Annotated in this window: 25 protein-coding genes; 20 read left to right on the forward strand and 5 right to left on the reverse strand. The window is 33.7% G+C overall.

The window, feature by feature from the left end:
- Nucleotides 1-5 precede the first annotated feature (5 nt).
- Nucleotides 6-1,091, forward strand: coding sequence for a magnesium/cobalt transporter CorA (gene corA, locus GJV77_RS03940; RefSeq protein ID WP_162521559.1), 1,086 nt, complete (start codon nt 6-8; stop codon nt 1,089-1,091).
- 92 nt (nt 1,092-1,183) lie between these two features.
- On the opposite strand, the gene GJV77_RS03945 is transcribed toward corA, so the two are convergent.
- Together GJV77_RS03945 and GJV77_RS03950 are read right to left on the reverse strand one after the other, a co-directional pair.
- The gene (locus GJV77_RS03945) at nt 1,184-1,918 is read right to left on the reverse strand and encodes a YggS family pyridoxal phosphate-dependent enzyme (protein ID WP_155035051.1); all 735 of its coding nucleotides are present in this window, start codon (nt 1,916-1,918) and stop codon (nt 1,184-1,186) included.
- Between the two features lie 39 nt (nt 1,919-1,957).
- Entirely contained in the window at nt 1,958-2,404 is a 447-nt protein-coding gene (locus GJV77_RS03950; RefSeq protein ID WP_155035052.1) for a GNAT family N-acetyltransferase, read from the reverse strand.
- Between the two features lie 92 nt (nt 2,405-2,496).
- Between GJV77_RS03950 and pdxR the strand changes: the two genes are divergently transcribed.
- Both pdxR and GJV77_RS03960 read left to right on the forward strand, forming a co-directional pair.
- Nucleotides 2,497-3,939, forward strand: coding sequence for a MocR-like pyridoxine biosynthesis transcription factor PdxR (gene pdxR, locus GJV77_RS03955; protein ID WP_155035053.1), 1,443 nt, complete (start codon nt 2,497-2,499; stop codon nt 3,937-3,939).
- Nucleotides 3,940-4,876: 937 nt separating this feature from the next.
- Nucleotides 4,877-5,659 (forward strand): META domain-containing protein, encoded by a 783-nt coding sequence (locus tag GJV77_RS03960; RefSeq protein WP_155035054.1) that lies wholly within the window; start codon nt 4,877-4,879, stop codon nt 5,657-5,659.
- A gap of 65 nt (nt 5,660-5,724) precedes the next feature.
- Here GJV77_RS03960 and GJV77_RS03965 read toward each other — a convergent pair whose 3' ends face one another.
- Nucleotides 5,725-6,711: a PhoH family protein gene (locus tag GJV77_RS03965; RefSeq protein ID WP_155035055.1), complete on the reverse strand. Its 987-nt coding sequence runs from the start codon at nt 6,709-6,711 to the stop codon at nt 5,725-5,727.
- 96 nt (nt 6,712-6,807) lie between these two features.
- Here GJV77_RS03965 and GJV77_RS03970 point away from each other — a divergent pair, with 96 nt between their 5' ends.
- From GJV77_RS03970 to dnaN, 5 genes are all read left to right on the forward strand, one after another.
- Nucleotides 6,808-7,641, forward strand: a complete 834-nt coding sequence (locus tag GJV77_RS03970; RefSeq protein ID WP_155035056.1) for an SAM hydrolase/SAM-dependent halogenase family protein — start codon at nt 6,808-6,810, stop codon at nt 7,639-7,641.
- Between the two features lie 14 nt (nt 7,642-7,655).
- Nucleotides 7,656-7,952: a putative quinol monooxygenase gene (locus tag GJV77_RS03975; RefSeq protein WP_155035057.1), complete on the forward strand. Its 297-nt coding sequence runs from the start codon at nt 7,656-7,658 to the stop codon at nt 7,950-7,952.
- Nucleotides 7,953-7,962: 10 nt separating this feature from the next.
- A complete protein-coding gene (gene gldF, locus GJV77_RS03980) occupies nt 7,963-8,682 on the forward strand; it encodes a gliding motility-associated ABC transporter permease subunit GldF (RefSeq protein WP_155035058.1) in 720 nt (239 codons plus the stop codon).
- On the forward strand, nt 8,682-10,373 hold the full coding sequence (gene gldG, locus GJV77_RS03985) for a gliding motility-associated ABC transporter substrate-binding protein GldG (protein WP_155035059.1): 1,692 nt from the start codon (nt 8,682-8,684) through the stop codon (nt 10,371-10,373). Before gldF ends, gldG begins: the two co-directional genes overlap by 1 nt.
- 74 nt (nt 10,374-10,447) lie before the next feature.
- On the forward strand, nt 10,448-11,566 hold the full coding sequence (gene dnaN, locus GJV77_RS03990; protein ID WP_155035060.1) for a DNA polymerase III subunit beta: 1,119 nt from the start codon (nt 10,448-10,450) through the stop codon (nt 11,564-11,566).
- A gap of 270 nt (nt 11,567-11,836) precedes the next feature.
- On the opposite strand, the gene GJV77_RS03995 is transcribed toward dnaN, so the two are convergent.
- Both GJV77_RS03995 and GJV77_RS04000 read right to left on the reverse strand, forming a co-directional pair.
- A complete protein-coding gene (locus tag GJV77_RS03995) occupies nt 11,837-12,970 on the reverse strand; it encodes a GNAT family N-acetyltransferase (protein WP_155035061.1) in 1,134 nt (377 codons plus the stop codon).
- A 62-nt stretch (nt 12,971-13,032) separates the two neighbouring features.
- On the reverse strand, nt 13,033-13,701 hold the full coding sequence (locus tag GJV77_RS04000; RefSeq protein ID WP_155035062.1) for a spermidine synthase: 669 nt from the start codon (nt 13,699-13,701) through the stop codon (nt 13,033-13,035).
- Nucleotides 13,702-13,922: 221 nt separating this feature from the next.
- Between GJV77_RS04000 and GJV77_RS04005 the strand changes: the two genes are divergently transcribed.
- The 12 genes from GJV77_RS04005 to sucD all read left to right on the forward strand — a co-directional run bounded on the left by GJV77_RS04005 (nt 13,923) and on the right by sucD (nt 26,248).
- Nucleotides 13,923-15,071 (forward strand): M14 family metallopeptidase, encoded by a 1,149-nt coding sequence (locus GJV77_RS04005; protein ID WP_155035063.1) that lies wholly within the window; start codon nt 13,923-13,925, stop codon nt 15,069-15,071.
- Between the two features lie 90 nt (nt 15,072-15,161).
- A complete protein-coding gene (locus tag GJV77_RS04010) occupies nt 15,162-15,641 on the forward strand; it encodes an Lrp/AsnC family transcriptional regulator (RefSeq protein ID WP_006258948.1) in 480 nt (159 codons plus the stop codon).
- A gap of 76 nt (nt 15,642-15,717) precedes the next feature.
- Nucleotides 15,718-16,722, forward strand: a complete 1,005-nt coding sequence (locus GJV77_RS04015; protein WP_155035064.1) for a metal-dependent hydrolase — start codon at nt 15,718-15,720, stop codon at nt 16,720-16,722.
- 56 nt (nt 16,723-16,778) lie between these two features.
- Nucleotides 16,779-17,546, forward strand: coding sequence for a peroxide stress protein YaaA (gene yaaA / locus GJV77_RS04020; RefSeq protein ID WP_155035065.1), 768 nt, complete (start codon nt 16,779-16,781; stop codon nt 17,544-17,546).
- A 24-nt stretch (nt 17,547-17,570) separates the two neighbouring features.
- A complete protein-coding gene (gene hutH / locus GJV77_RS04025) occupies nt 17,571-19,073 on the forward strand; it encodes a histidine ammonia-lyase (protein WP_155035066.1) in 1,503 nt (500 codons plus the stop codon).
- Between the two features lie 87 nt (nt 19,074-19,160).
- Entirely contained in the window at nt 19,161-20,399 is a 1,239-nt protein-coding gene (locus GJV77_RS04030) for an HD domain-containing protein (protein ID WP_155035067.1), read from the forward strand.
- Between the two features lie 30 nt (nt 20,400-20,429).
- A complete protein-coding gene (lpxD, locus tag GJV77_RS04035; protein WP_155035068.1) occupies nt 20,430-21,446 on the forward strand; it encodes a UDP-3-O-(3-hydroxymyristoyl)glucosamine N-acyltransferase in 1,017 nt (338 codons plus the stop codon).
- 43 nt (nt 21,447-21,489) lie between these two features.
- Nucleotides 21,490-22,884, forward strand: coding sequence for a bifunctional UDP-3-O-[3-hydroxymyristoyl] N-acetylglucosamine deacetylase/3-hydroxyacyl-ACP dehydratase (locus GJV77_RS04040; RefSeq protein ID WP_155035069.1), 1,395 nt, complete (start codon nt 21,490-21,492; stop codon nt 22,882-22,884).
- Nucleotides 22,885-22,893: 9 nt separating this feature from the next.
- The gene (lpxA, locus tag GJV77_RS04045; RefSeq protein WP_155035070.1) at nt 22,894-23,679 is read left to right on the forward strand and encodes an acyl-ACP--UDP-N-acetylglucosamine O-acyltransferase; all 786 of its coding nucleotides are present in this window, start codon (nt 22,894-22,896) and stop codon (nt 23,677-23,679) included.
- Nucleotides 23,680-23,707: 28 nt separating this feature from the next.
- Nucleotides 23,708-24,274 (forward strand): elongation factor P, encoded by a 567-nt coding sequence (gene efp, locus GJV77_RS04050; protein WP_155035071.1) that lies wholly within the window; start codon nt 23,708-23,710, stop codon nt 24,272-24,274.
- A 19-nt stretch (nt 24,275-24,293) separates the two neighbouring features.
- The gene (locus tag GJV77_RS04055; protein ID WP_155035072.1) at nt 24,294-25,229 is read left to right on the forward strand and encodes a UDP-3-O-(3-hydroxymyristoyl)glucosamine N-acyltransferase; all 936 of its coding nucleotides are present in this window, start codon (nt 24,294-24,296) and stop codon (nt 25,227-25,229) included.
- Nucleotides 25,230-25,375: 146 nt separating this feature from the next.
- Nucleotides 25,376-26,248, forward strand: a complete 873-nt coding sequence (gene sucD, locus GJV77_RS04060) for a succinate--CoA ligase subunit alpha (RefSeq protein WP_155035073.1) — start codon at nt 25,376-25,378, stop codon at nt 26,246-26,248.
- Nucleotides 26,249-26,466: the final 218 nt, after the last annotated feature.

Consider the following 26,466-nt stretch of genomic DNA (forward strand, 5'->3'; position numbering starts at 1 on the left):
TAATTGTGAAACGTACTAAATATAAGAAAATAAGAAAACTTCAACCAAATTTCCTCGAATATTCAGGTTCGTTTCCTGATGTTCCAATTAGTATGCAATTATTTATTTATGATGAGAGTGGGTATGTGGAGTACAATGATCTAAGTATGCGTGAAATTGAAACAGTCTTGAAGTCTTCTGATCCAGCAGCTGTGAAATGGTTTAACTTGCACGGTTTGCACGATATTGCACTTTTAGAAGAAATAGGTAATTTCTTTTCTATTGAGAGTTATATCATGGCTGAAATTCTAAACTTTTCTCGTAGAACGCATGTTGAAGAGTTGGACGAGGTGATGTTTTTTAGTGTAAAAGCTATTTTACCTTATAGTGATGAGGAAGAGGTAGTAAACATAGAGCAGATCAGTTTTATTCTCAAAGAGAATATTTTATTGTCCTTTCAAGAGAAGCGAGGAGCCATTTTTAACTTGATTCGCGAACGTATTCGTACGAAAGTAGGGCAGATCAGAAAGCGTGACGTTGGGTATTTGCTTTATGGTATGATTGATTCTTTGACTGATAACTTCTTTATTTCACTTGATGCTATAGAAGATAGGGTGGAACAAGTATTGGTTGATTCACGTAGTAATTATCAAAATGAGGTGCTCATCCGCATAGAGGAACTTACACAAGAATTAAATGATATAAAACGGGCTGTAACTCCATTAAAAGAGGTGTTGTACAATTTGAGTCAGCAGTATGAAAAGAAAGATGATTTATTTGTGATTAGTAAATCAAGTATATACTTTTTTGCCCGTTTACAGTTTAAATCAACTGAAATATTAGACCAAATTGAATATAATCTTAATAAACTTGATAGTGCAACTAATTACTTCTTTTCCTCTCAGAGTAATCGAATGAATGAGATAATGAAAGTACTAACTATTGTGTCAGTTATATTTATTCCTCTGACCTTTATCGTTGGCGTGTATGGAATGAATTTTGAAAATATGCCTGAATTAAAGAGTGTAAATGGTTACTATTTTACGCTTGGCGCTATGGTGCTGATTGTCTTGGTAATGATTGGTTACTTTAAATGGAGAAAGTGGTTTTAGTCGTTTAGTTGATATTTATTAAAAACAAAATAAAGGGAAACTGTGTCAAACCACAGTTTCCCTTTGTTGTTTAAGTGCTAGAAGAGAGTTTTTTAATTGTTGTTTTCATTCCAATAATAACTATCAGGATAGATTCTCTGTCCAAATATTGCTGTCCCAATGCGCAGTATAGTCGCACCTTCTTCAATAGCTACCTCTAGATCATTACTCATTCCCATGGATAGTTCTTTTAGCTCAACATTCGGTATATTGAGTGTTGTTATATGTTTTTGTATAGTTTTTAACATTTGAAAGCAAGGTCTTACTTTTTCTGTTTCAGCGCTGAATAGACCGATTGTCATCAATCCTTTAATTTGTATAGTAGGGAATTTCGCAACAGCTCTAATAAAGGGTTCAGCTTCTTCAGGCTTTATCCCAAACTTACTTTCTTCATTTGACGTATTGATCTGTATAAATACATCGATCTTCATCTGTCTTCTGTCTAAGTGCTGGTGCAGTTTTTCGGCTAAGTCTAGTCGGTCGAGTGATTCTATGCAAGTTACATCATGTTTAAGTATATCCTTTATTTTATTGGTTTGTAGGTGACCAATGAAGTGTTTGCGATGGGGTACTGTATTCAATATCTCATATTTTTGTTTGATTTCTTGTACCTTGTTTTCGCCAATTAAGGGGTACCCGGCTTCTATGGCAATTTTGATATTGTCTGCACTAACGGTTTTTGTGGCTAATAATAGTTTAACTTCACTTGGGTCTCTGTTATATTCGCGACAAGCGTTTGCAATTCGTTGTTCAATAATGTTGAGATTGCTTAAGATAATCTCTTTCATAGCACTTTTAGTTTTAGTAGTTATTGTTTAGAAATGGCTTTATTTCCACCAATGATAGTAGTTGTGTCCTTGATCAAGGATAAAACCACATCTTGGGTATAATGTATTGCTAATATCGTTAGTTTTTTCTGTTTCTAGCATTAATCCACAAGCTCCTGTTTCGATACACCACTCTTTGCTTCGCTGAATTAGGGCTAATGAAACACCTTTTCCTCTATGCGCTGGTTGCACGTATAAATCACTCAACAACCATTGTTTTTCTAGCTTTATATAGTGAAATAATTTGTATAATTGAACAAAACCAATGGCTTTGTCTTCACTTGTAGCGATAAAAATGTCGGCTTCATTGTTCAGTAAACGTTGCTTGATGAAATCAGTGCTTCTTGCAGTATGGCTAATTTGGCGGTAAAAAACACGATATTCATCGAATAGTTGTCCAAGTTGCTGGATGTCTTCTAGACTTGCCTTTCGAATTTTAAATTTCATTGTTTTGCTAATTTTTCTGTTTGTCTATGGCAAAAGTAGTTTAACTTTGGATGATGTTAATGATACAGATTTTGTATAAATAGGTAGTCCAGATGTTAAGACCGTGGAAATTAGAGATAGAGCTTACAAGCGATAGTCAAAAGGCTCTTTATTTGCAGATTGCAGATGCTATTATAGAGGATATTCAGATGGGGAGGTTGCAGAGTGGTACAGCTCTGCCAGGTAGTCGTGTATTGGCGAAGGAATTAGGTGTTAATCGAAACACGATAGTTGAGGCGTTGAATGTCCTTATTGCAGAGCGCTGGTTGGAGAGTAAAGAGCGGAAAGGGACATTTGTAGCCAGTGAATTACCAATGTTAAGTAGATGTGATAAAAGTGAAGGTGAATTGGTGCCTATTGCAGAAGAAGAATCGAGAAAAGCTTGGATTAGTTTTAATGACGGTCATTCTGATAGTCGGTTAGCTCCAGTTGATGAATTAGCTCGAGCTTATCGAAAGATTTTTAAGATGAAAGCGAAGTGGCAACTCATGGGGTATGTTGATCCTTTTGGGCAGTTGGATTTCCGTAGTGCATTAGCAGAAATGGTTAATTTTCAACGTGGGATGAATATTACTTCAGATCACATTTGCATCACAAGGGGGAGTCAGATGGCTATGTATTTATTAGCTAATTGTCTGTTTGAAAAGGGAGATTGTATGGTAGTGGAAGAGTTAGGGTATAACCAAGCTTGGCAAGCCTTTAAGACGTCAGGTGTTGAGTTGATTAGTATTGGTGTAGATGAAGAGGGGTTATGTGTGGAGGAATTAGCCTTGTTATTAAAGCAAAATAAACAGATCAAGGCTGTTTATACTACGCCTCATCATCAGTATCCAACTACAGTTACGATGAGTCCTAAGCGACGATTAGCGTTAATAGCTTTAAGTAATATTTATAATTTTTTGATTATAGAAGATGATTATGACAATGAGTTTCATTACGATTATCGACCTGTATTGCCTTTAAGTAGTCATGTTGAGTTGAAAAATTATGTTTATCTAGGATCGTTAAGCAAGATTATTGCACCCGCACTTCGCATCGGGTATTTGATTACAACCAATAGGAATTTATTGGATCGTATTGGTCATTTGCGCAGGCTTATCGATGTACAAGGAGATGTTATAATGGAGCAGGCAGTTCTCCAACTTATTCGCGAGGGAACGATAAAAAAGCATTTGCGAAAAGTTTCTCTCGTGTATAAAGAGCGAAGAGCACAAATGAAGTTGTTGTTAGATACTTATCTGTCTACCTATGTGAGTTATACGATTCCTTCGGGCGGATTGGCTTTTTGGGTTGTTCTTAAAGAAAAGATTGATTGTAATCGCTTTGAGCTCATAGTACGTAGTAAAGGAATCGATTTGCAATCTATTTCATCTTATAGTTTTCATGGAAAAGAATTGGGATTTCGCTTGAGTTTTGGAAATCTAGTAGAGGCTGAAATGGAAAAAGGAGTGATAGCTTTGAGTACTTGTTTTAAAGAATTAAATGAAGTAAAATAGTAGATTCAACAGTACAATTTGTGGTAGTACTCTACTAATTGTAGGTGTTTGTTGGAGTACTCAGTTGTGTATTGCGTCATGAGGTGTTTTTGTGTATTTTCGTTTGATGCAACTAAGATAGGTGAGTTGACAATGTTTAAGCTAATTAACTTATAGCTACTTTATGTAACGTTTGTATATTAGGTAAATATGTTTTTCGAAAAAGCTACTGTTCTCACGGATAAAACATTAGTATGACACGAAGCTGAGGTATAGTTTTTTTAAAACAAAGTTGCTTACTCTAACTCATGGAGTATTCAAAAAAGCAATATTTGTTGCCAAGCTATAGGTATAATTGCAGTATACGTGCAGAATACTAGCCCAGGAGAGTATTCTTGGCAAGGAAAGTGCAGGCATTGTGCAGGCATTGGTCAAGGATGCTAGGAAAAGGGGTAGGTGTAAGGAGAGGGGGACTCACAGTGCTTTAGATTATTTTGGATAAAAAGTAGTATTGTAACTTTTATTGATTTAGTTTACTGCTAAAGAATATTGAGTTATGCTTGATTTGAGTGAAAAAAGAGAGTCATTTTGACGTTTTTTCTGAATAGTTAAAAAGGAGACTATCCATTAAGTTAGTTGTTGTTCTTTGGAAAAATTAGATAAAGTAGGATAATGATTAGAATTCTTTTAGATGAATGAATAAAATGATGGGGAATGAATAAAGTAGTTGTAAATCTATGTGATTTTGGATAGGCGAAAATTGTCATAATATTAATATAAAGTACAATAGAGTTTTGTAGTAGAGTTGTATCTTTGCATCGATTTTAGAAGAAGGGATTAATAGTAAGAATAGTGTATTTTTTGGATGGTATATTAACGTAAAAAATGTTAATATATGGATAGGTTGTAGATTTTGGTATAACCTTTGATTCTAAAGATTGTAAATAAAAATAAAAGTATGATTTTGGCGTTAACAGTTTCTTTGTTTCCATCTTGTGGAATGGAGCAACCGAAAGATAAAAGTAGTAAAGACAACACGTCTAAACAAATGGATTTGTTGAATAAACATGATTTGGAGGGAACTTTTTTTAAGGCTGTAGCACAAGATTCTTTGCAGGTAGTGGCTATCAGTAAAAAGGGAATCGTATATTCAAGTTCGAAACCAAATCAGAAGATAATATTCCCATTTGTGGAGCCTTTGATTGAAGGAGAGAGTAGAGTGTATAAGTCTTCAACGAAACACGAGGAAATCGAAATAGTTATTTATGAAGATGAGACGGCACGTGATTTTTTTGATGGACGTTTTGATCATTCAGTAGCGGTTAGCTTGACGAAAAAACAGGAAATGAAAGATGAAATTATTGATTTTGCTTGTTTTGGCCACTATTTATACGATAATTCGCTTTCGGGAAACTGGGTTTTTCAATCGTACGAAGGGAAGCGTGTCGAAGAGTTAGGAATTAATCAAATACCGCTTATATGTATTGATATAAACACTCGTAGCTTTTCAGGAAGTGGGGGGAATCATATGATTTATGGTGATATTCGATGTGAAGGTGATTCGATTTACTTTAAGATTATTTTATCTCCGGAGTATGTAACTGATATGTATCAACGTGAAAAAGAGTTGTTGGCAGTATTAGATAGCTGTGATCGTTATGAGATTAAGGGAGAATATTTAGTATTGTTTGAGGGTATGACGCAAAAGTTGACTTTCGTGCGAGATGCATATTCTTTATAAAATAGAATTTACATTATATTTTTGTACTAAAAAAAGGAAAGATAACAATTGTTATCTTTCCTTTTTTATTTTGTTTCAAGCTTTTTTAGTTCGTCAAATGACATTTGATCAGGTCTTTCTTCGCTCCTTTTATAAGCATTTACAATCTGTTTTACTAACCTATGACGGACAATATCTTTATCGTCTAGGTACAAAATACCTATGCCTTCAATATCTTTCAAAACATATAGGGCTTCTTTAAGTCCAGAAGATACCTTGCGAGGTAAATCTACTTGGCCAGGATCTCCTGTAATGATGAATTTAGCACTTTTCCCCATTCTTGTTAAGAACATTTTCATTTGAGAATGTGTTGTGTTTTGTGCCTCATCAAGAATAACAAATGCATTATCTAGTGTTCGACCACGCATAAAAGCGAGTGGAGCGATTTGAATAACTCCTTTTAGGATATAATCATCTAAGGTTTGGGGAGGGATCATATCTCTAAGAGCATCATATAGAGGTTGCATGTATGGGTCCAACTTATCCTTCATATCACCAGGCAAGAATCCTAAGTTTTCACCTGCTTCAACAGCGGGTCTTGTAAGAATGATGCGCTTAACCTCTTTGTTCTTCAAAGCGCGTACTGCTAGAGCAACTCCAGTGTAGGTTTTACCTGTACCTGCTGGGCCAATGGCAAATACCATATCGTTTTTTTCGACGAATTTAACTAGCTTTTGTTGGTTAGGAGTTAATGCCTTGATAAGTTTGCCTGACACGCCATGTACTAATACATTGTCTAAGGGATTCATGACCTGAGGTCCGTTATCCATTACAATTCGCTCTATGGCATTCTCATCAATCTTGTTGTACCTAATAAAGTACTTGATTAATCGGTCGAATCTCTTTTCAAATTCGTCTAAAATCTCTTGATCACCATATATTTTTACTATACCGCCTCGTGCAACTATTTTAATCTTAGGGAATAGTTTTTTAAGTAAGTCTAAATGAATATCTTGAGGCCCCCAAAAGTCTTTTGGGCTAAAATCTGTAAGTTCAATTACTCTTTCGTTCAATACCTATGAGAATTAATTAAAAAAAATAACATAATTTTGTATCTCAAAGCTACTATAAAAATTTGATTCTTCTTTAATTTACATTAAAAATTTACAATGCAAAGGATAATTACATTGACGACCGATTTCGGGTATAGGGATTATTATGTTGGCGCATTGAAAGGAAAAATCTACTCAAATATCTCTAATTGTACTATTATAGATATCTCCCATGGAATAACGAGTTATAATAAGGAGGCTGCTGGTTTTGTTGTACGAGCGACTTATCACAACTTCCCGAAAGGGAGTATCCATATCATAGCAGTAGATGCTTTTATTTCTGAGAATACGCCTGCAATATGTGTGAAGTGTGATGGACATTATTTCATCACTACTGATAATGGAGTATTGACTAATTTGTTGATTGATAAAGATTATGAGCAAGCCGTATATATATATAACGAGGGAGGGATGCGTTCTAATGATTTGTTTGTATATTGTGCTTATCAACTTTCAGAAGGTCGTCCTCTCGAGAATATAGGTACTAATGTGGATTCGCTACAAAAACTGAACTTCATATCTGACAAGCTAACTATTGAAGAGAATACAATTCAAGGTAAGTTTGTCTATGAGGATAATTATGGTAATTTAATTACAAATATTAGTAGAGAAGTTTTTGAGCGTGTAGGTAAGGGGAGAAGATTTCAGATTCGTGTAAAGAATAGTTTGATCACACGAATCAATAATTACTATGCCGATTTTAAGTTATATGAAAACTCTACACTTAATGATCGAGCTGGTGATTTATTAGCGGTTTTTAATGATCTGGATTTGTTGGTGATAACGATATTTTACTCAAGACTTGACGGAGCTGGGGGGAGTCCACGAACTTTATTGAATTTAAATATGTACGACAATATTCGAATAGATTTTGTCGTTGAGAATATATAAAAAATAGAACCAAGATGTTTATTAGAATTGTTAAGTTAACTTTTAAGGAAGAGCACGTAGAGGAGTTTGTGCAATATTTTGAAGAAATAAAGCATGTTGTGAGAAGTCAACCAGGTTGTTCTTTTTTAGAGTTATATCAAGATAAAACACAGTCAAACGTTTTCTTTACATATAGTTATTGGGAAAATGAGCAAGACTTGGATATTTATAGATATTCAGATACCTTTAAAGAAGTTTGGCCATATGTAAAAAGTATGTTTGCTGAGCGAGCTCAAGCTTGGAGTGTAGATAGATTATTAACTGTAAACTAATTAATCTTATATGTTTGCAATTTGTTTTAGAGAGATTCGTTCTTTTTTGAGTAGTCTTACTGGGTACTTAGTAATTGCGGTTTTTCTTATCATAAACGGCTTGATGTTGTGGTTTTTTGATGGAAGTTATAATGTTTTGAATGGAAATTATGCTGATTTAGCTCCGTTCTTTTATTTATCGCCTTTGGTTTTGGTTTTTTTAATACCAGCTGTAGCTATGCGTAGTTTTTCAGAGGAAATCAAGCAAGGTACAATAGAGCTATTACTAACTAAGCCATTGTCAGTATGGCAGATTGTTTTAGGTAAGTATTTTGGGGTATTAAGCCTTATTATTTTGTCTATTTTACCTACAGTTGTCTATGTTTGGATATTAGAAGGATACATTATTGATGGTCAGTATTTTGACTATGGTAGTTTAATAGGGTCTTATTTCGGGTTGCTTTTTTTAGCAGCGATGTATGCTTCTATGGGGGTTTTTGCCTCTTCTCTGTCAGACAATCAAATAGTAGCTTTTATATTAGGAGCACTGCTGTGTTTGTTTTTGTCTTTTGGAATAGATTTATTGTCATCAGTAGCACAAAGTGGGATACTAGAGCAGTTTGGTGTACAGTACCATTTTAGGAGTATATCAAGAGGAGTAATAGATACCCGCGATTTAGTGTATTTTATCAGTGTTTCTTTTCTTTTTTTGAGTTTAACGGTATTAAGAATTAAATCGCTTCGTAGATAATGAATAATAGTAAGAAATCAAAAAGTATTCGATATATCTCGATAGTCGTAGTGGTCGTGTTGATTAATATCTTAGCAACGTTCTTTAGTTCTCGATTTGACTTGACACAAGATAAACGTTATACTTTATCAGAGACAACAGAGGTAATTTTGTCGCATGTAGAGCAACCTGTAATTATTGATGTTTTTTTAGAAGGGACTTTCCCTGCAGAATTCAGACGATTACAGGCGGAAACACGTCAAATGTTAGAAGAGTTTGAATTGATGAACTCTAATATAAAATTTCATTTTGTCAATCCGCTAGAAGGGGAAGATAATGAAGAAGAAGTGCTCGGTCATTTGATGGAATTGGGAGTAAAACCAATGTCAATAACGGTAAATGACAAAGGGACACAGACAAAGCAAGTAGTATTGCCTTGGGCTTTGGTTTCTCAGGGGCAAAAGACGGTAAAGGTATCTTTGTTGAAAAATATGATGGGCATTAGTACGGAAGAAAAGGTATTATTGTCAGTACAAAACTTAGAATATGTTTTTGCAGATGCAATACAGAGTGTGTCTAGTGAGAAGCAAAAGAAAATAGCAGTTTTAAAAGGTAATGGGGAACTGTCTGATATTTATATTGCTGACTTTCTAATATCACTAAGAGAGCGTTATCATATAGGTCCATTTACATTAGATTCGGTTGCGTCTAGGCCACAGGAAACTTTGGAGGAGCTAAAGCAGTACGATTTGGTGTTATTAGCAAAACCTACAGAGCAGTTTTCAGATAAGGAAGTCCAGGTCTTAGATCAATATATATTAGGAGGAGGGAAAGGTCTGTTTTTATTGGATCAGGTTCAAGCGGATTTTGATAGTTTACGAAATACTGGTCGAATGTTGGCTTATGCAAAAGATCAAAGTTTAGGAGAGTTGTTGTTTAAGTATGGCTTGCGAATAAACCCTGTATTGGTTAAGGATGAAATAGGGGTACCTATCAAATTAGCAATTGGTAAACAAGGAACTCAAACACAATATGGTGATTTTATCTGGAAATTTTCGCCTTTTGTATATCCAGAAAGCAATCATTCAATTGTCAAGAATATTGAAGGAGTGAAATTTGATTTTGTTTCTCCAATGGACACTTTAAAAAATGGAGTAGATAAAACAGTGTTACTCCAGACATCTAAGTATTCTATGACAGTAGGGACGCCAAATGAGATTAGTTTTGATGTACTCAATGAGGAAGTGTCACCAGAGATTTATGAAGGTAAAGGAAGTTATATTGTAGGTGTTTTATTAGAAGGCGATTTTAAGTCAGTTTATCAACATAGAATATTGCCTTTTGAAATGGAAAGACCTTTAAAAGAAGGAAAAGATAATAAGTTGATTGTTTTTTCAGATGGAGATCTGATAAAGAATCAAGTGGATCAAAACGGCGTACCACTTGAGTTAGGCTATGATAAATGGACAAATCGCTTGTTTGGTAATAAAGAGTTATTGCTTAATTCAGTTGACTATTTGTTAGATGATCAAGGTTTATTAGAATTGAGAACTAAAGAAGTGAAACTACCTATGCTAGATAAAGTTAGGGTGTATCAAAATTATACAAAAATTCAATTACTAGCATTGTTTTTGCCATTGGTTGTTGTGGTATTTATTTTAGTTCTTTTTTTGTTAATGAAAAAAGGTAAATTTCAAAAAAAGACCAGCTAAATCGTTTTTATTATTAATAATAATCCGATATATTTGTAGCTATAATGCACTTTGCGGAGTTAAATAATTGTAATATGAAGTTTATAGTATCGAGTTCCTACTTGTTAAAACAACTACAGGTTTTAGGTAGTGTTATCAATAGTAGTAATACCTTACATATATTAGATAATTTTTTATTTGAGTTAGATAATAATATCTTGAAGGTATCTGCTTCTGATTTAGAGACAACTATGTCTGCTACTTTAGAGATTGAATCAACAAGTCAAGGGAGTATTGCCGTACCAGCTAAATTGTTGTTAGAAACATTAAAAACGTTTCCAGAGCAACCGTTGACTTTTTCAGTTAAGGAAAACAATACCATAGAAATAAGTTCAGATGTAGGTAAGTATGTATTAGCTTACGCACAAGGAGAAGAGTTTCCAAAAGCAGAATCACTAGAAGAACCTTCAAGAACAGATGTGCCAGCTGGAGTGTTAGCTACAGCAATTAGCAAAACTATCTTTGCGGCAGGAAATGATGATTTGCGCCCTGTAATGTCAGGAGTGTTTTTTCAGTTCTCGCCAGCAGGGTTAATATTTGTGGCAACAGATGCACATAAATTAGTGAAGTATTCTAGAGCTGATATCGTTTCTTCGAATGAAGCAAGCTTTATTATGCCTAAGAAACCATTGACGATTTTGAAGAATATTTTAATGTCTTCAGGAGCAGATGTAACTATAGAATTTAATGAGTCAAACGCTCAATTCTTGTTTGAGAATTATGCTTTGACATGTCGTTTAATCGATGGGAAATATCCAAACTATGAAGCGGTAATTCCGAAAGAGAATCCGAATAAATTATTGATTAATCGTGTACAGTTTTTGAGTTCAGTACGTCGTGTTTCTATTTATGCAAATAAAACAACACATCAGATACGCTTGAAAGTAGCGGGAACGGAACTGAATATTTCAGCTGAGGATATTGATTATTCAAATAAAGCTGATGAGCGTCTGACTTGTGATTATCAAGGAGATGATATGCAAATTGGGTTTAACTCACGTTTTTTAGTAGAGATGTTGAATAATCTGCAATCAGATGATATTTTGTTAGAAATGTCTTTACCTAATAGGGCTGGTATTTTAACTCCAGTAGATGGATTAGAAGACGGAGAGTTTGTAACTATGTTAGTAATGCCAGTGATGTTGAATAACTAGTGTTTAGTTAGAAAATTTAAGGAAAAAAGAAATATAAAAAAGTGCTCTTGTGTATGTATAAGAGCTCTTTTTTCTATTATTATAAGTTAGTTTTATAAAAATAGAAGCTCTCTATTAATTATAGAGAGCTTCTTTAATAATTATAGGAAATCAAATGTATAATTGTAGTAAAAGTAAATAGTTATCTGTGTTTTTATGATTTCCGATATCTAAATTACGTCTTAATAATTAAAATATTTTATTTGTTTATTGTTTTTAATAAAAGTTATATTATTTAGATAATGTTTTATTGATATCCAGACGAAACGTTTTTCTTTCTTTATGGATGATGGGGTCTAAGTTTTTCCAAAGAGCTTGAATCTTATTGTTTTCTATTAATAAAGGGTTTGTTTCAATAAACTCTATTTTGTGTTTTTTGAAGCTAGCGTAAATTTCTCTGAAGATTATAGCAGTAATTCCTTTGCTCCTATATTCTGGGTCAACTCCGATTAGATAAAATTCGGCATGATTGTTTTGTTTTGTAGCTTTTAATAGATGGATGAAGCCAAAAGGGAATAGTTTACCTTTTGCTTTTTGAAATGCTCTAGAAAAAGAAGGCATTGTAATAGCAAAGGCAATCATTTTATTATCTTGATCCATTACACAAGTAATAAAGTCTGGGTGGATAAAGTTTAGATATTTTTTTTTATAGTGTTCAATTTGAAAATCTTGTATAGGGACAAAGCTCTGTAGATCTGCGTATGTTTTGTTCAATAGTGCAAACATTTCGTCTACATACGGCATTAATTCTTTAATGTTTCTGAACTCTAGTTTTTTGACATGGTATCGATTTTCGATAAGATTAGCCATTTTAGTTAGCTTCTCTTTATCGTATTTTTGCAGATCAAGTTTGTATTCAATCCATTCTGCCTCAGGTTTGAACCCTAGTGCTTCTAAATGCTTTGGATAGTATTCAGCATTATAAATACCGATCATTGTAGCAATGTAATCAAATCCTTTTGTTAACATGCCTGCTTTATCCATATTTGAAAACCCCATAGGTCCTTCAATATATTGCATGTTGTGTTCTTTACCAAAGGCAATTACCGTATTAATTAAAGCTTTAGTGACTTCAATATCATCTATCATGTCGAACCAACCAAAACGTACTTTAGGTTTGTGAAGTTCGTTGACTTCAGCCCAGTTAATTGCGCAAGCAACTCGACCTACGATCTCTTTATTTTTATAAGCTAAGAAGAATTTTACGTTTACTGTTTTGAAGATGTCATTGCTAGGATCAAAACTTTTTACTTCTTCTTTAATTATAGAAGGGACCCAGTATGGGTTGTCTTTGTATAATGTGAATGGAAATTTAACGAAAGCTGTGATTTCGCTTTTACTTTTAGCTTCTTTTATTTGTATCATGGTGTTTATAGTCAAATACGGTTCTTGCAAAGATAATTAATTGTTTGGGGAACTGAATTGTGTTAAGATAGCTTTTTGATAGTTAAGAGCTCGTTGTATTTGAGGCTTTTGGGGTAGATACGCGTCGAATAATTTGTGTTATCAAAAAGAGAGATGAATTTTTCGTTCCTAAGTTTGTGTTCTTGATTTAATGTAATCGTATTGAATAGAATAAAGCCATCTTTGCGCAACATTTTTTTTATATGTCGAATGAAATAGTCTTCAAATAGGAAAGAAGGCATGATGTGATCTTGAAAAATATCTATTATAATGAGATTAAATGTTTCTTTTGAGCGTAGAGCATATTCAAAAGCATCAATTTGTATAATTGTATGCTTATGTTGTAATTCGTTTAGTTTAAAATATTTTTTACCTAAATCAATAACAATAGGATCTAACTCTATGCTAGTGATTTTGTTTTCGTATTGAATGTGATTTCTTAGGGTATCAACAACGCTACCAGCACCTAATCCTAAAATTAGAATACTATCCATATTCTTGATTTTCCTTTCTCCAATGTATTTAAGTCCATCTCGCAATACTCGCTCTAAATTTCCGTAAGAATAGTTTGTGTTTTTTGAATTGAGATTTAACTCTCCTTTCTGCCAAGTGATATCGAGTTGGTTGCTGATAGATGATGAATACTTTTTTACTGTTATAGGAAAGAAGTAACTGAGGAATTTGGTAATCATTTTTAGTACTTAGCTATTTAAGTGTTGTGGTAAACAATATCAAAGCCTAAAGATAGTAAAAGTTGTAGCAGTGCGAAAGTATGAGTTTAATTAGATTGATTATTTTCGATTAGATTTGGTAATAAATATCAAAAGAGTTTGGTGTTAAATTTTATGACTATGCGAATTAAAAATTTCAATTAGTTACATTTGTATAATGCATAATTTAGTGTTTTTGATAAATGAATATAGATACAATAGTTAATACTTGGAAATGTAATGAAGTAACGGGAAGGTATGTTACAACTGAAATGATTTCACCTGTATTTAATGAATTGGGAGATCAATTTTCGGTACGATTAGAAGGGAGTTCTGTGTTGGGTAAGGAAATTAAAAGTGTGTGTTGGGGACAAGGACAAGTGAAAATTCTAATGTGGTCGCAAATGCATGGTAATGAATCTACAACCACAAAAGCTGTAATGGATCTGTTGAAATTTCTTTCTAGTGAAGAGGAAGAAGTAAAACAATGGTTCTCATATTTTACGATAAAGATCGTGCCGATACTTAATCCAGACGGTGCATCAGCATATACGCGTATTAATGCAAATCAAGTGGATTTGAATAGGGATTCTATTGATTTGACTCAGCCAGAAAGTAAGGTTTTGCGTAGTTTATTAGAGGAATTTAGACCTAATTATGCTTTTAATCTACATGATCAACGTACTATATTCGGTGTAGGGGATACTCCTGAACCCGCAACAATTTCTTTTTTATCTCCGGCGTTTAATGAGCAAAGAGATTTGAGTGCTTCACGTGAAGAAGCGATGAGGTTAATTGTGGCGATGTACAATGAGTTGTGTGTAGATATACATGGAAAAATAGGTAGATTTGACGATAGTTTTAATAAGAACTGTATTGGAGATTATTGTCAAACACTTGATATTCCTACTATTTTGTTTGAGGCAGGGCATTATCCAGAGGATTATGAAAGAGAAGTAACTAGAAAAGTTGTCTTTAAGGGGTTATTAACAGTAATTAGTCAACTGAAAAGTGGTGCTTATAGAGGCTTGTCTGTAAAGGATTATTTTGCAATACTTGAGAATAAAAAGAATTTCGTTGATATAATTTTTACAAATGTTGAAAATGCGCAAACAGGAGAAATATATGTTTTAGAGGTACAATATTTAGAAGTTTTGCGAGATAATAAAGTGGAATTCGAACCGATGGTTGTGGGTGTTGCAGACAGAATTAATAAGTTTGCACATCTTTCAATAAAAAATAGCTATTTTCTAAAAGATTGTATTAGCAGTAAAGAAGCTTTGTTAAATAGAAAATTGTCCGAGGTTATGAGTTTTGAGGAATATGAGATTAAAAAATTATTAAAAAAATAATAAAGTTTGATTATTTTTAAAGAAATACGGTTTTAATTTAGTATTATTGTACAGAATTATAGATTTAGAATTAAGATAAATAATTGATTTATGAGTAAATTTCGTTTAGATGAAATCGATCACCAAATATTAGATATGTTGATTGATAATACGAGAGTTCCTTTTACAGATATTGCAAAAAAACTTTTGATTTCTGCTGGTACAGTACACGTACGTGTTAAAAAAATGGAAGATGCAGGTATTATTCAAGGATCTTCGTTAACATTGGATTATGAAAAACTAGGATATGCATTTATCGCGTATATTGGTATCTTTTTGCATAATACTTCTCAAACAAAATTCGTTTTAGAGAGAATTAATGAAATACCATTCGTAACAGTAGCTCATGTTACTACAGGTAAGTTTAATGTGTTTTGCAAGATTAGAGCAAAGAATACACGTCACGCGAAAGAGGTTATTTATATGATTGATGATATTGAGGGAGTTTACAGAACTGAATCAATGATTTCTCTTGAAGAAAGTATCAATGATAAAAAACGTTTAATGCATACTATTTTTAAAGAATTATAGTAGCTATATTAGCTTATAGAACAAATAAAAACTGCTTAACGGCAGTTTTTTTTGTATAATTACTTAATTTAAATATATGGATTCACTGACACAAATTATATTAGGTGGAGCAATCGGAAACGCAGTTCTTGGTAATAAGCTCAAAAACAAAGCGGTGCTTTATGGTGCAGTAGCTGGTACTATACCTGATTTGGATGTAGCTGTTGGGTGGTTTACTGATTCATTGACAGCTTTGGAAATTCATAGAGGGATTAGTCACTCTATTCTTTTTGCACTTGTGTCGTCTTTTTTATTCGGATATATTCTTTTTAGAAGGGAACGAAACAAAGGAGTGACTTATGAAGAGGGGTATTGGTTGTTTTTTTGGGGATTATTTACTCATTCACTTTTAGATGCTTTTACTTCATGGGGCACACGTCTTTTGTGGCCTATGGATTATTCTTTCGCTTTTAAGTCTATTTTCGTTATTGATCCTTTATATACGTTGCCTTTTCTTTTCTTTTTGATTCAGTCAATGCGCTCAAAGAATGATTTGGTAAAGCGAATGCAATATAATACTCTGGGATTGATTGTTAGTACAGGTTACTTATGTATTACTCTATTTTTGAAAGGAGTTGTGTATTATAAGTTTACAGATAGCTTAGGGAAGCAAAATATTGAGTATACATCATTGTCTGTGAAACCCACAGCAATGAATACAATTTTATGGAATGGAATTGTTGAGACGAAGGATTCTTTTTTGATTGGGGAATATTCTTTTTTTGATCAATCACAATTACGTTTCCAAGTTTTTAATAAAAATCATCATTATACTGAACAATTAATGAATCACCAATTATTGAAAAGATTAGTAAGAGTTTCAGAAGGAAAATTCACTATATCGGAAGAAGATGAAAGACTGTATTTTAATGATTTGCGTTTTGGTTTGCTTAAAAATAATGGTGATGATATACAGTTTGCTTTTAGTTATGAGTTTTATGTTAATAGTCATGGGGAATTGGCAGTAAGAGAGGTTAAAAAGGAAAGAGCAGATGGTATAATTTTGTTAAAGAAGCTATGGCAGCGTCTGAAAGGTATGTAGCTAGCTATGAATATATAGAGATAACTATTATATTTGGGTAGAAATAACTGTGAACTATGAAAATTTTAATATCTCCAGCAAAAAGCTTGGATTATACTACAGAAATACCTACCACTACAATATCGAAACCGATTTTTTTAAAAGAAGCAAAAAAAATCAACAATGAATTGAAATCCAAGACACCTATGGACCTAATGGATTTGATGAAAATATCAAGCACTTTAGCGGATTTGAATTGGAACAGAAATCAGCATAGACATTTTGTACAATCAGATAATGATCAAAGTGATTTTAGGCAGGCTATTTATGCTTTTAATGGTGATGTCTATGTTGGATTAGATGCTTATAGTTTAAAGGATAGTCAGTTGGAAGATTTACAGAGTAGAGTGAGGATTTTATCTGGATTATATGGTTACTTAAGACCATTTGATGCAATCGAGCCTTATCGTTTGGAAATGGGGACAAAGCTTCCTGTGGATCAGGCTTCTAATTTATATGAGTTTTGGAAGCCTATATTGGCGAATTCTTTGAATAAAGAGTTGAAATCAAGTGAATTAGTGGTTAATTTAGCAAGTAATGAGTATTTCAGTTCAATCGATACTAAAGTACTTAAAGGTCAACTAGTGATTCCTGAATTTAAAGAGTTAAGAGATGGTAAGCTAAAGACGATTAGTTTTTATGCTAAGAAAGCTAGAGGTATGATGGTGAGATATATATTAGATAAGAAAGTAGAGAGTGTTGATGATTTGAAAAAATTCAACGTAGATGGTTATGGATTTTGTGAGGCAGAGTCTAAAGGAAATAAATTAGTTTTTACAAGATAAATAAATATTACCCCAAAATAACTTATGGATACGATACATTATATTAGCTCAGATGTTTTTACAATTGAGAAATTAAATGAAATAATTACACAAAATCAACGAATAGCTTTGTCAGAAGAAGCTAGAGCCAATATTGTAAACTGCAGAGATTACTTAGATGAGAAGATGGAGAAACATGCAGATCCTATTTATGGTATCAATACAGGTTTTGGTTCTCTGTGTAATGTAAAAATTAGCAATGCTAACTTATCGAAGTTACAAGAAAACTTAATGAAATCTCATGCATGTGGAACAGGAGACTTAGTGCCTGAAGAGGTAGTAAAGATTATGTTGTTATTGAAGGTGAAGTCATTGAGTTTCGGACACTCAGGAGTTCAGTTGGAAACTGTAGAGCGATTGATTGACTTCTATAATCAAGATGTTTTACCAGTAGTTTATACACAAGGATCTTTAGGAGCTTCAGGAGATTTAGCGCCTTTAGCTCATTTAACTTTGCCATTGATAGGAGAGGGAGAGGTTGTGTATGAAGGATATCAACAGCCTGCATCAAAGGTATTAGCTAAGTTTAATTGGGAACCTATAACGTTAAAATCAAAAGAAGGTTTGGCGTTGTTAAATGGAACTCAATTTATGAGTGCTTATGGTTGTTATATCTTATTAAAGTCTCGAAAGCTATCTTATTTAGCTGATTTAATAGGAGCTGTTTCGCTAGAAGCATTTGACGGACGTATTGAGCCTTTTAATGAGTTAATTCATTACGTTCGCCCACATAAAGGACAGATATTAACGGCTCAGTTTTTTAATGACGTTTTAGAAGGATCTGAGTTGATAACAAGAGCTAAAGAACATGTGCAAGACCCTTATTCATTTAGGTGTATCCCGCAAGTGCATGGAGCTTCTAAAGATGCTATTGATTATGTAGATCGGGTTTTTAAGACTGAAATAAATTCGGTGACAGATAATCCTAATATTTTTTATAAAGATGATTTGATTGTTTCAGGAGGTAATTTTCATGGGCAGCCTTTAGCGTTAGCATTAGACTTTATAGGAATTGCTTTAGCAGAGCTAGGTAATATATCTGAACGTAGAACGTATCAATTAATTTCTGGCTTAAGAGGATTGCCTGCATTTTTAGTGTCTGATCCAGGGTTAAATTCTGGTTTTATGATTCCTCAATATACAGCAGCAAGTATAGTGAGTCAAAACAAACAATTGGCTACTCCATCAAGTATTGATAGTATTGTGTCTAGTAATGGACAAGAGGATCATGTGAGTATGGGAGCTAATGGAGCAACTAAGACTTTGAAGATACTAGAAAACTTAGAGAGAATTCTAGCAATAGAGTTATTCAATGCGGCACAAGGTTTAGATTTTAGAAGGCCATTGAAGTCAAGTGCATTTATTGAAGCTTTTGTTGGGGCATATAGAGATGAGGTTAGTTTTGTGTCAGAAGACAGAATTTTGCATTATGACATAGAAAAGACAATATTATTTTTGCAGTCATTTCAAATAGAGTTAGAAAATTAGGAAGTAAATATTTTAGCCTACACCCTTTTTTATAAAGGGTGTTTTTTTTTAATATCTTTGTTGTTGAATTCAATAAAATAGATATACTTGGTACCATCAAACAAATTAACTATTCTAAATGACCCAATTTATGGTTTTATATCCATACCAAATCCCTTGTTGTATAATTTAGTTCAGCATCCTTATTTTCAAAGGCTTAGGAGGATATCTCAGATGGGGGTGTCATATTTGGTTTTTCCTGGAGCTCATCATACACGTTTTCATCATGCATTAGGTTGTATGCATTTGATGCAAAAAGCTGTGCAAGTTCTTCGCTTCAAAGGTGTTGAAATATCGGAAGAAGAAGAGAATGCATTATATATCGCTATACTACTTCATGATATTGGTCATGGTCCTTTTTCACATGCAATGGAACATAGTATAGTAGAAGGAGTGCATCACGAGTCAATCTCGCTAATTTTTATGAATAAACTGAATAATGAGTTTGATGGTAAGTTAGATTTAGCTATTCAAGTTTTTAAAGGCGAATATCCGAGAAGATTTATGTATCAATTGATCTCTAGTCAGTTAGATATGGATCGATTAGATTATTTGAAGCGTGATAGTTTTTATAGTGGTGTAGTGGAAGGGAATATTAATTCAGAGCGGCTAATTCAGATGCTGAACGTGGTTGATGATAAATTAGTAGTAGAAGAAAAGGGTGTGTATTCTGTTGAAATGTTTTTGATAGCACGTCGATTGATGTATTGGCAGGCCTACTTACATAAAACTAGTGTTTGTGCTGAGTTGATACTTGTTCGTGTATTAAAACGAGCAAAAGAATTAAGTTGTCAAGGGGTGCAGTTATGGGCAAGTGAGTCGTTGCTTTATTTTTTAGATAATCAAGTCAATGCAAAAGAGTTTGAAGAAAAGGCACTTGAATACTTTGCTTTATTAGATGATTCAGATATTATGGGAGCACTAAAAAGCTGGCAATTTCACGATGACTTTATCTTATCGACATTGAGCAAGATGATTGTAAATAGAGATTTGTTGAAGATAGAGGTTTATAATAAGAAAGAAGAACGTCTTAGTAAAATGGCTGATTTGAAGAAAGTTGTTGCGAAAAGGTTTGATTTGGACGAACGTAAAGTGAATTATTTTGCCTTTGACGGAAAGCTTAGGAATTTAGGATACAGTAAGGATAAAGAGCCTATTATGATACTTAAGAAAAATGGTTCTGTGATTGATATATTAAAAGTATCCGATCATTTGAACTTAAAACCGTTGACTAAAGAGGTAACAAAGTATTTAGTTTGCTACCCAAAAAACACATTTGAAAGTTAATTTTCAATTATATTTTATATTTTTGCCCTAATGAAAATATCAGCAGAACAAATAGCCGGGGTTTTGGAAGGCGAAGTTGTAGGGGATCCTACAGTTTTGGTTAGTACATTATCAAAAATTGAAGAAGGAAAAGTAGGATCGTTATCTTTTTTAGCGAATCCTAAGTATATACATCATATTTATACCACGCAAGCATCTGTAGTTATCGTTAATAATAGTTTTATTCCGGATCAGGAAGTAAAAGCGACGATGATTAAGGTGGAAGATGCTTATAAATCATTTTCAAAACTTTTAGAGTATTATAATCAAGTAAAATTGATGAAATCTGGTATAGAACAATATGCTGTTTTATCAGAGGGAGTGGAGCATGGTGATGATCTTTATTTAGGAAGTTTCTCTTATGTGGGAACTAACACTAAAATAGGAAATAATGTTAAGATTTATCCTAATACATTCATTGGAGATAATGTTAAAATAGGAGATAATACTATTATTTTTGCAGGAGTAAGAATTTATTCAGAGACTGAAATAGGTAATAATTGTATTATACATGCTGGGACTATTGTAGGGTCAGATGGTTTTGGTTTTGCTCCAAATCCAGACGGAACGTACAATAAAGTGCCTCAAATAGGTAATGTAATAATTGAAGATAATGTAGAGATAGGGGCAGGGACTACAATAGACCGTGCTACATTAGGTTCTACAATTATTAGAAAAGGAGTAAAGTTAGATAATCAGATTCAAGTAGCACATAATGTGGAAATCGGAGAGAATACTGTGATTGCCTCTCAAAGTGGTGTGGCAGGTTCAACAAAGATTGGAAAGAATTGTATGATTGGTGGACAAGTGGGCATTGTAGGGCATCTAACAATTGGAGATGGAGTGAAAATACAAGCCCAATCAGGAGTGACTAAGAATTTGAAGAACAATGCTGCTGTGCAAGGATCTCCAGCTTTAGCACATGCGGATTTTTTACGTTCTTATAATCACTTTAAGAATTTGTCAAAGTTATCTGAGGAAGTTGAACAATTAAAAAAGAAGAATTAGTTATAATTATTTATAGCCATCAAAACACTAAATAGATTTAATTATGGTTAAGCAAAAAACCATCCAAGACGAAATTACTTTAGTAGGTGTTGGTTTACATACAGGGCAAGAAGTAACAATGACTTTTAAGCCTGCACCTGTAAACAACGGATTTACTTTCGTTAGAGTGGATTTAGAAGGACATCCTGTAATCGAAGCAGATGCTAATTATGTTGTGAATACGCAACGAGGAACGAATTTAGAAAAAAAAGGAGTTCGTGTACAAACCACAGAGCATGTATTAGCGGGACTAGTAGGGTGTGATTTAGATAATGTAATTATTGAGTTGAATGCATCTGAGCCACCAATTATGGATGGTTCATCAAAATATTTTGTAGAGGCTGTAGAGAGAGTTGGTGTTGTAGAGCAAGATGCAGAGCGCGAGGAGTATATCGTGAAAGAAGTTGTTTCATATGTAGATGAAGCGACTGGAAGTGAAATCATATTAATGCCAGCAGATACATATCAAGTGACAACAATGGTTGATTTTGGTACTAAGGTTTTGGGTACTCAAAATGCTACATTGAAATCAATGAGTGACTTTAAAACTGAAATTTCAGAAGCTCGAACATTTAGTTTCTTGCACGAGTTGGAAGCTTTATTGGCTCATGGTTTGATTAAAGGTGGAGATTTGAATAATGCTATTGTTTATGTAGATAAAGAAATATCTCCAGAAACGATGGGACACTTGAAAAAAGCTTTTGGTAAAGAAAATATTAGTGTTAAGCCAAATGGTGTTTTAGACAATTTGACTTTGCACTATCCGAATGAGGCAGCGCGTCATAAATTGTTAGATGTAATAGGTGATTTAGCATTGATTGGAACTCGTATAAGAGGTAAGGTTATAGCTAATAAGCCTGGACATGCTGTAAATACGACATTTGCTAAGAAGATGTCTAAGATTATCCGCAATGAAAAGAGAAATCAGGTTCCAACTTTTGATTTATACAAAGAACCATTGATGGATGTGACAAGAATTATGGAACTATTGCCACATAGACCTCCGTTCTTGTTGGTGGATAAGATTTTAGAAATGTCAGATAAGCACGTTGTAGGTGTTAAAAATGTAACAATGAACGAGCCGTTTTTTGTAGGACATTTCCCTGGAGCACCTGTTATGCCTGGAGTTCTTATTTGTGAGGCGATGGCTCAATCTGGTGGGATATTAATATTAAGCACTGTTCCAGATCCGGAGAATTATTTGACATACTTTATGAAGATGGATAATGTGAAATTTAAGAACAAAGTTTTACCTGGTGATACTTTAGTTTTTAAGTTAGAACTAATTACGCCTATTAGACGTGGAATTTGTCATATGCAGGGCTATGCGTATGCAAATGGTAAGTTAGTGGCCGAAGCTGAATTGATGGCTCAAATTTCAAAAGTAAATAATATATAAAAAGATAATATGAATCAGCCTTTAGCATATGTACACCCTGGAGCGAAGATAGCACGTAATGTTGTTATTGAGCCATTCACAACGATTCATAATAATGTGGAGATTGGTGAAGGTACTTGGATAGGATCAAATGTGACTATCATGGAAGGAGCAAGAATTGGGAAGAATTGTAAGATTTTTCCAGGAGCTGTAATTTCTGCTGAACCTCAAGATTTGAAATTTGAAGGAGAGGTAACGACTGTTGAAATTGGAGATAATACAACAATTCGCGAATGTGTAACGATTAATCGAGGGACTAAAGATAGATATAAAACGATAATTGGAAGTAATTGCTTGATTCAAGCTTATAGTCATATTGCGCACGACTGTGTGGTAGGTAATAACTGTATCTTCTCGAACTCTAGTACGTTAGCAGGACACGTTACTGTAGGAGATTATGTTGTTTTAGCTGGATTGGTAGCTGTTCATCAGTTTTGTACAATTGGTTCACATTCATTTATTACAGGTGGTACTTTAGTTCGTAAAGACGTTCCTCCTTATATTAAGGCAGCTCGTGAGCCAATCTCATACGCGGGTATTAACTCTGTAGGATTGAGAAGACGAGGGTACGAACCAGAAAAGATACGTGAGATTCAAGAGATTTATCGTATTTTATATCAAAAGAACTATAATACGACTCAAGCATTAGAGCTTATTGAAGCAGAAATGGAAGCAACTCCAGAGCGCGATGAAATACTAATGTTTATTCGAAACTCTTCTCGTGGTATTATGAGAGGATACTCAGGAATTTATTAATTAATAATATTAAAATTTATTAAATACAATGGCAACTACATCGGATATTAGAAACGGTTTATGCATCAAGTATAACAATGATATTTATAAAATTGTTGAGTTCTTACACGTTAAACCAGGTAAAGGACCTGCTTTCGTAAGAACAAAAATGAAAAGTTTAACTAATGGTAAAGTATTAGAAAATACGTTTTCTGCAGGGCATAAGATTGATCCTGTACGTGTAGAAACTCATAAATTTCAATATTTATACCCAGAAGGGGACTTGTTTCACTTTATGAATGTCGAAAATTATGAACAAATTACGCTTTCTAGAGATATTCTAGATGCACCAGGTTTATTAAAAGAAGGTGAAAATGTAATGGTTCAAGTAAATACTGAGACTGATTTGCCGATAGCAGTGGATATGCCAGCTTCTGTAATTTTAGAAGTTACTTATACTGAGCCAGGAGTAAAAGGAAATACGGCAACAAATGCTACTAAACCAGCTACAGTTGAAACAGGAGCTAGTGTGAATGTTCCATTATTTATCAATGAAGGTGATAAGATCAAAATTGATACTACAAATGGTGCATATGTAGAGCGTATTAAGGAATAATTGATTTAGAAGTACAAATATGCGCTTTGCAAAGGTTCAAGACTTACAAATAATAGCAGATATTATTGGAGCTAAGTTTGTAGGAGATGCTTCATTTCCTGTATATGGAATGAATGAAATTCACGTAGTTCAAGAAGGAGAAATTGTCTTTGTTGATCATCCTAAGTATTATGATAAGGCTTTGAGTTCAAATGCTTCAATAGTTTTGATTAATAAAGAAGTTGATTGCCCTGAAGGTAAGGCTTTGCTGATTTCAGATGATCCTTTTAGAGATTTTAATAAACTATCTCGCTTTTTTAATCCTTTTAAGCCTGCAACAGCTTTGGTGGCTAAAGATGCGATTATTGGAAAGGGAACAATTGTACAGCCAAATGTATTTATAGGGAACAATGTTGTTATAGGAGAAAATTGTTTAATTCATCCTAATGTTGTTATCTATGATGGTACGATTATCGGTAATAATGTAGTGATTCATGCAGGAACTATTTTAGGTGCTGATGCTTTCTATTATAAAAAACGGCCGGAAGGATTTGATCCTTTAGTTTCTTGTGGTCGTGTAGTAATTGAAGATAACGTTGGTATCGGAGCTGCATGTACTATTGATAGGGGAGTAACAGGTGATACGACAATCAAAGAAGGGTCAAAGATAGATAATCAAGTTCATATTGGTCATGACACTATTATTGGTGTGCGTTGTCTGATTGCAGCACAATGTGGTATTGCAGGTTGTGTTGTGATTGAGGATGAAGTTACATTATGGGGGCAAGTCGGTACTACAAGTGGTATTACAATCGGTGCTAAAGCTGTAGTGTTAGCACAATCAGGTGTTTCTAAATCTCTACAATCCGGTAGGGTATATTTTGGATATCCTGCTGAGGAGTCACGTGAAAAGCTAAAGCAAATTGCTAGTGTGAAACGTATTCCTGAAATAATGGAGAAATTGAAGCAATTGTAGAGTATGATTAGTTCATATTTTTATAATAAAATAAAATTAGATAATAATTAATATAACTTTACCTTTAAAGTAGAATAAAAAATTTTATTGATTGATAGAATTGTTTATTTTTGTGTAAGGAAGTTTAAATAAATAAAAACAAGATCATGAGTGTTTTAGTAAATAAAGATTCAAAAATAATCGTTCAGGGATTTACTGGAAGTGAGGGTACATTCCACGCTTCTCAGATGATTGAATATGGTACTAACGTTGTAGGAGGTGTAACTCCTGGAAAAGGTGGTAGTTCGCATTTAGATCGTCCAGTATTTAATACTGTAGCTGAAGCTGTTGAAAAAGCTGGGGCAGATACATCTATTATCTTCGTACCGCCAGCATTTGCTGCTGATGCGATTATGGAAGCTGCTGATGCAGGTATTAAAGTAATTATTTGTATTACAGAAGGTATTCCTGTAGCTGATATGATCAAAGCTTATGATTACATCAAACATAGAGATTGTCGTTTAGTAGGTCCTAACTGTCCAGGGGTTATTACTCCAGGTGAAGCTAAAGTTGGTATTATGCCAGGTTTCGTTTTCAAAAAGGGAACAGTAGGTATTGTATCTAAATCAGGTACTTTAACTTACGAAGCTGCTGATCAAGTAGTAAAAGAAGGTTTAGGTATTACTACTGCTATTGGTATTGGTGGTGACCCTATCATTGGTACTACTACTAAGGAGGCTGTGCAATTATTAATGGCTGACCCAGAGACTGAAGCTATTATCATGATTGGTGAGATTGGTGGACAATTAGAGGCTGATGCTGCTCGTTGGGTTAAAGAAAATGGAAACAAAAAACCAGTTATTGGTTTTATTGCGGGTGAAACTGCTCCAAAAGGTAGAACAATGGGGCACGCTGGTGCTATCGTAGGTGGTGCTGATGATACTGCTGCTGCTAAAAAACGTATTATGGCTGAGTGCGGAATTCACGTTGTTGATTCTCCAGCTGAAATAGGAAAAAAAGTAAAAGAAGTTTTAGGATAGTCTAATGCTTTTATATGATACAAAAAAAGGTTACCCAAGTGGGTAACCTTTTTTTGTATCATATAACTCATTATATAATTCTTTTAGTAAAAGGAAATACTCTGTCTGGAATTATTCTCCATGGGTATTGCCTTTTTCTTGATTTGTCATAGAAGATCTCAATCTTAATAAACAACAAGAGGCTATCCTTACTAGATAGCCTCTTATTATTTTTATTA

Source organism: Myroides pelagicus (genome assembly GCF_009711055.1).
Lineage (GTDB): Bacteria > Bacteroidota > Bacteroidia > Flavobacteriales > Flavobacteriaceae > Flavobacterium > Flavobacterium pelagicum.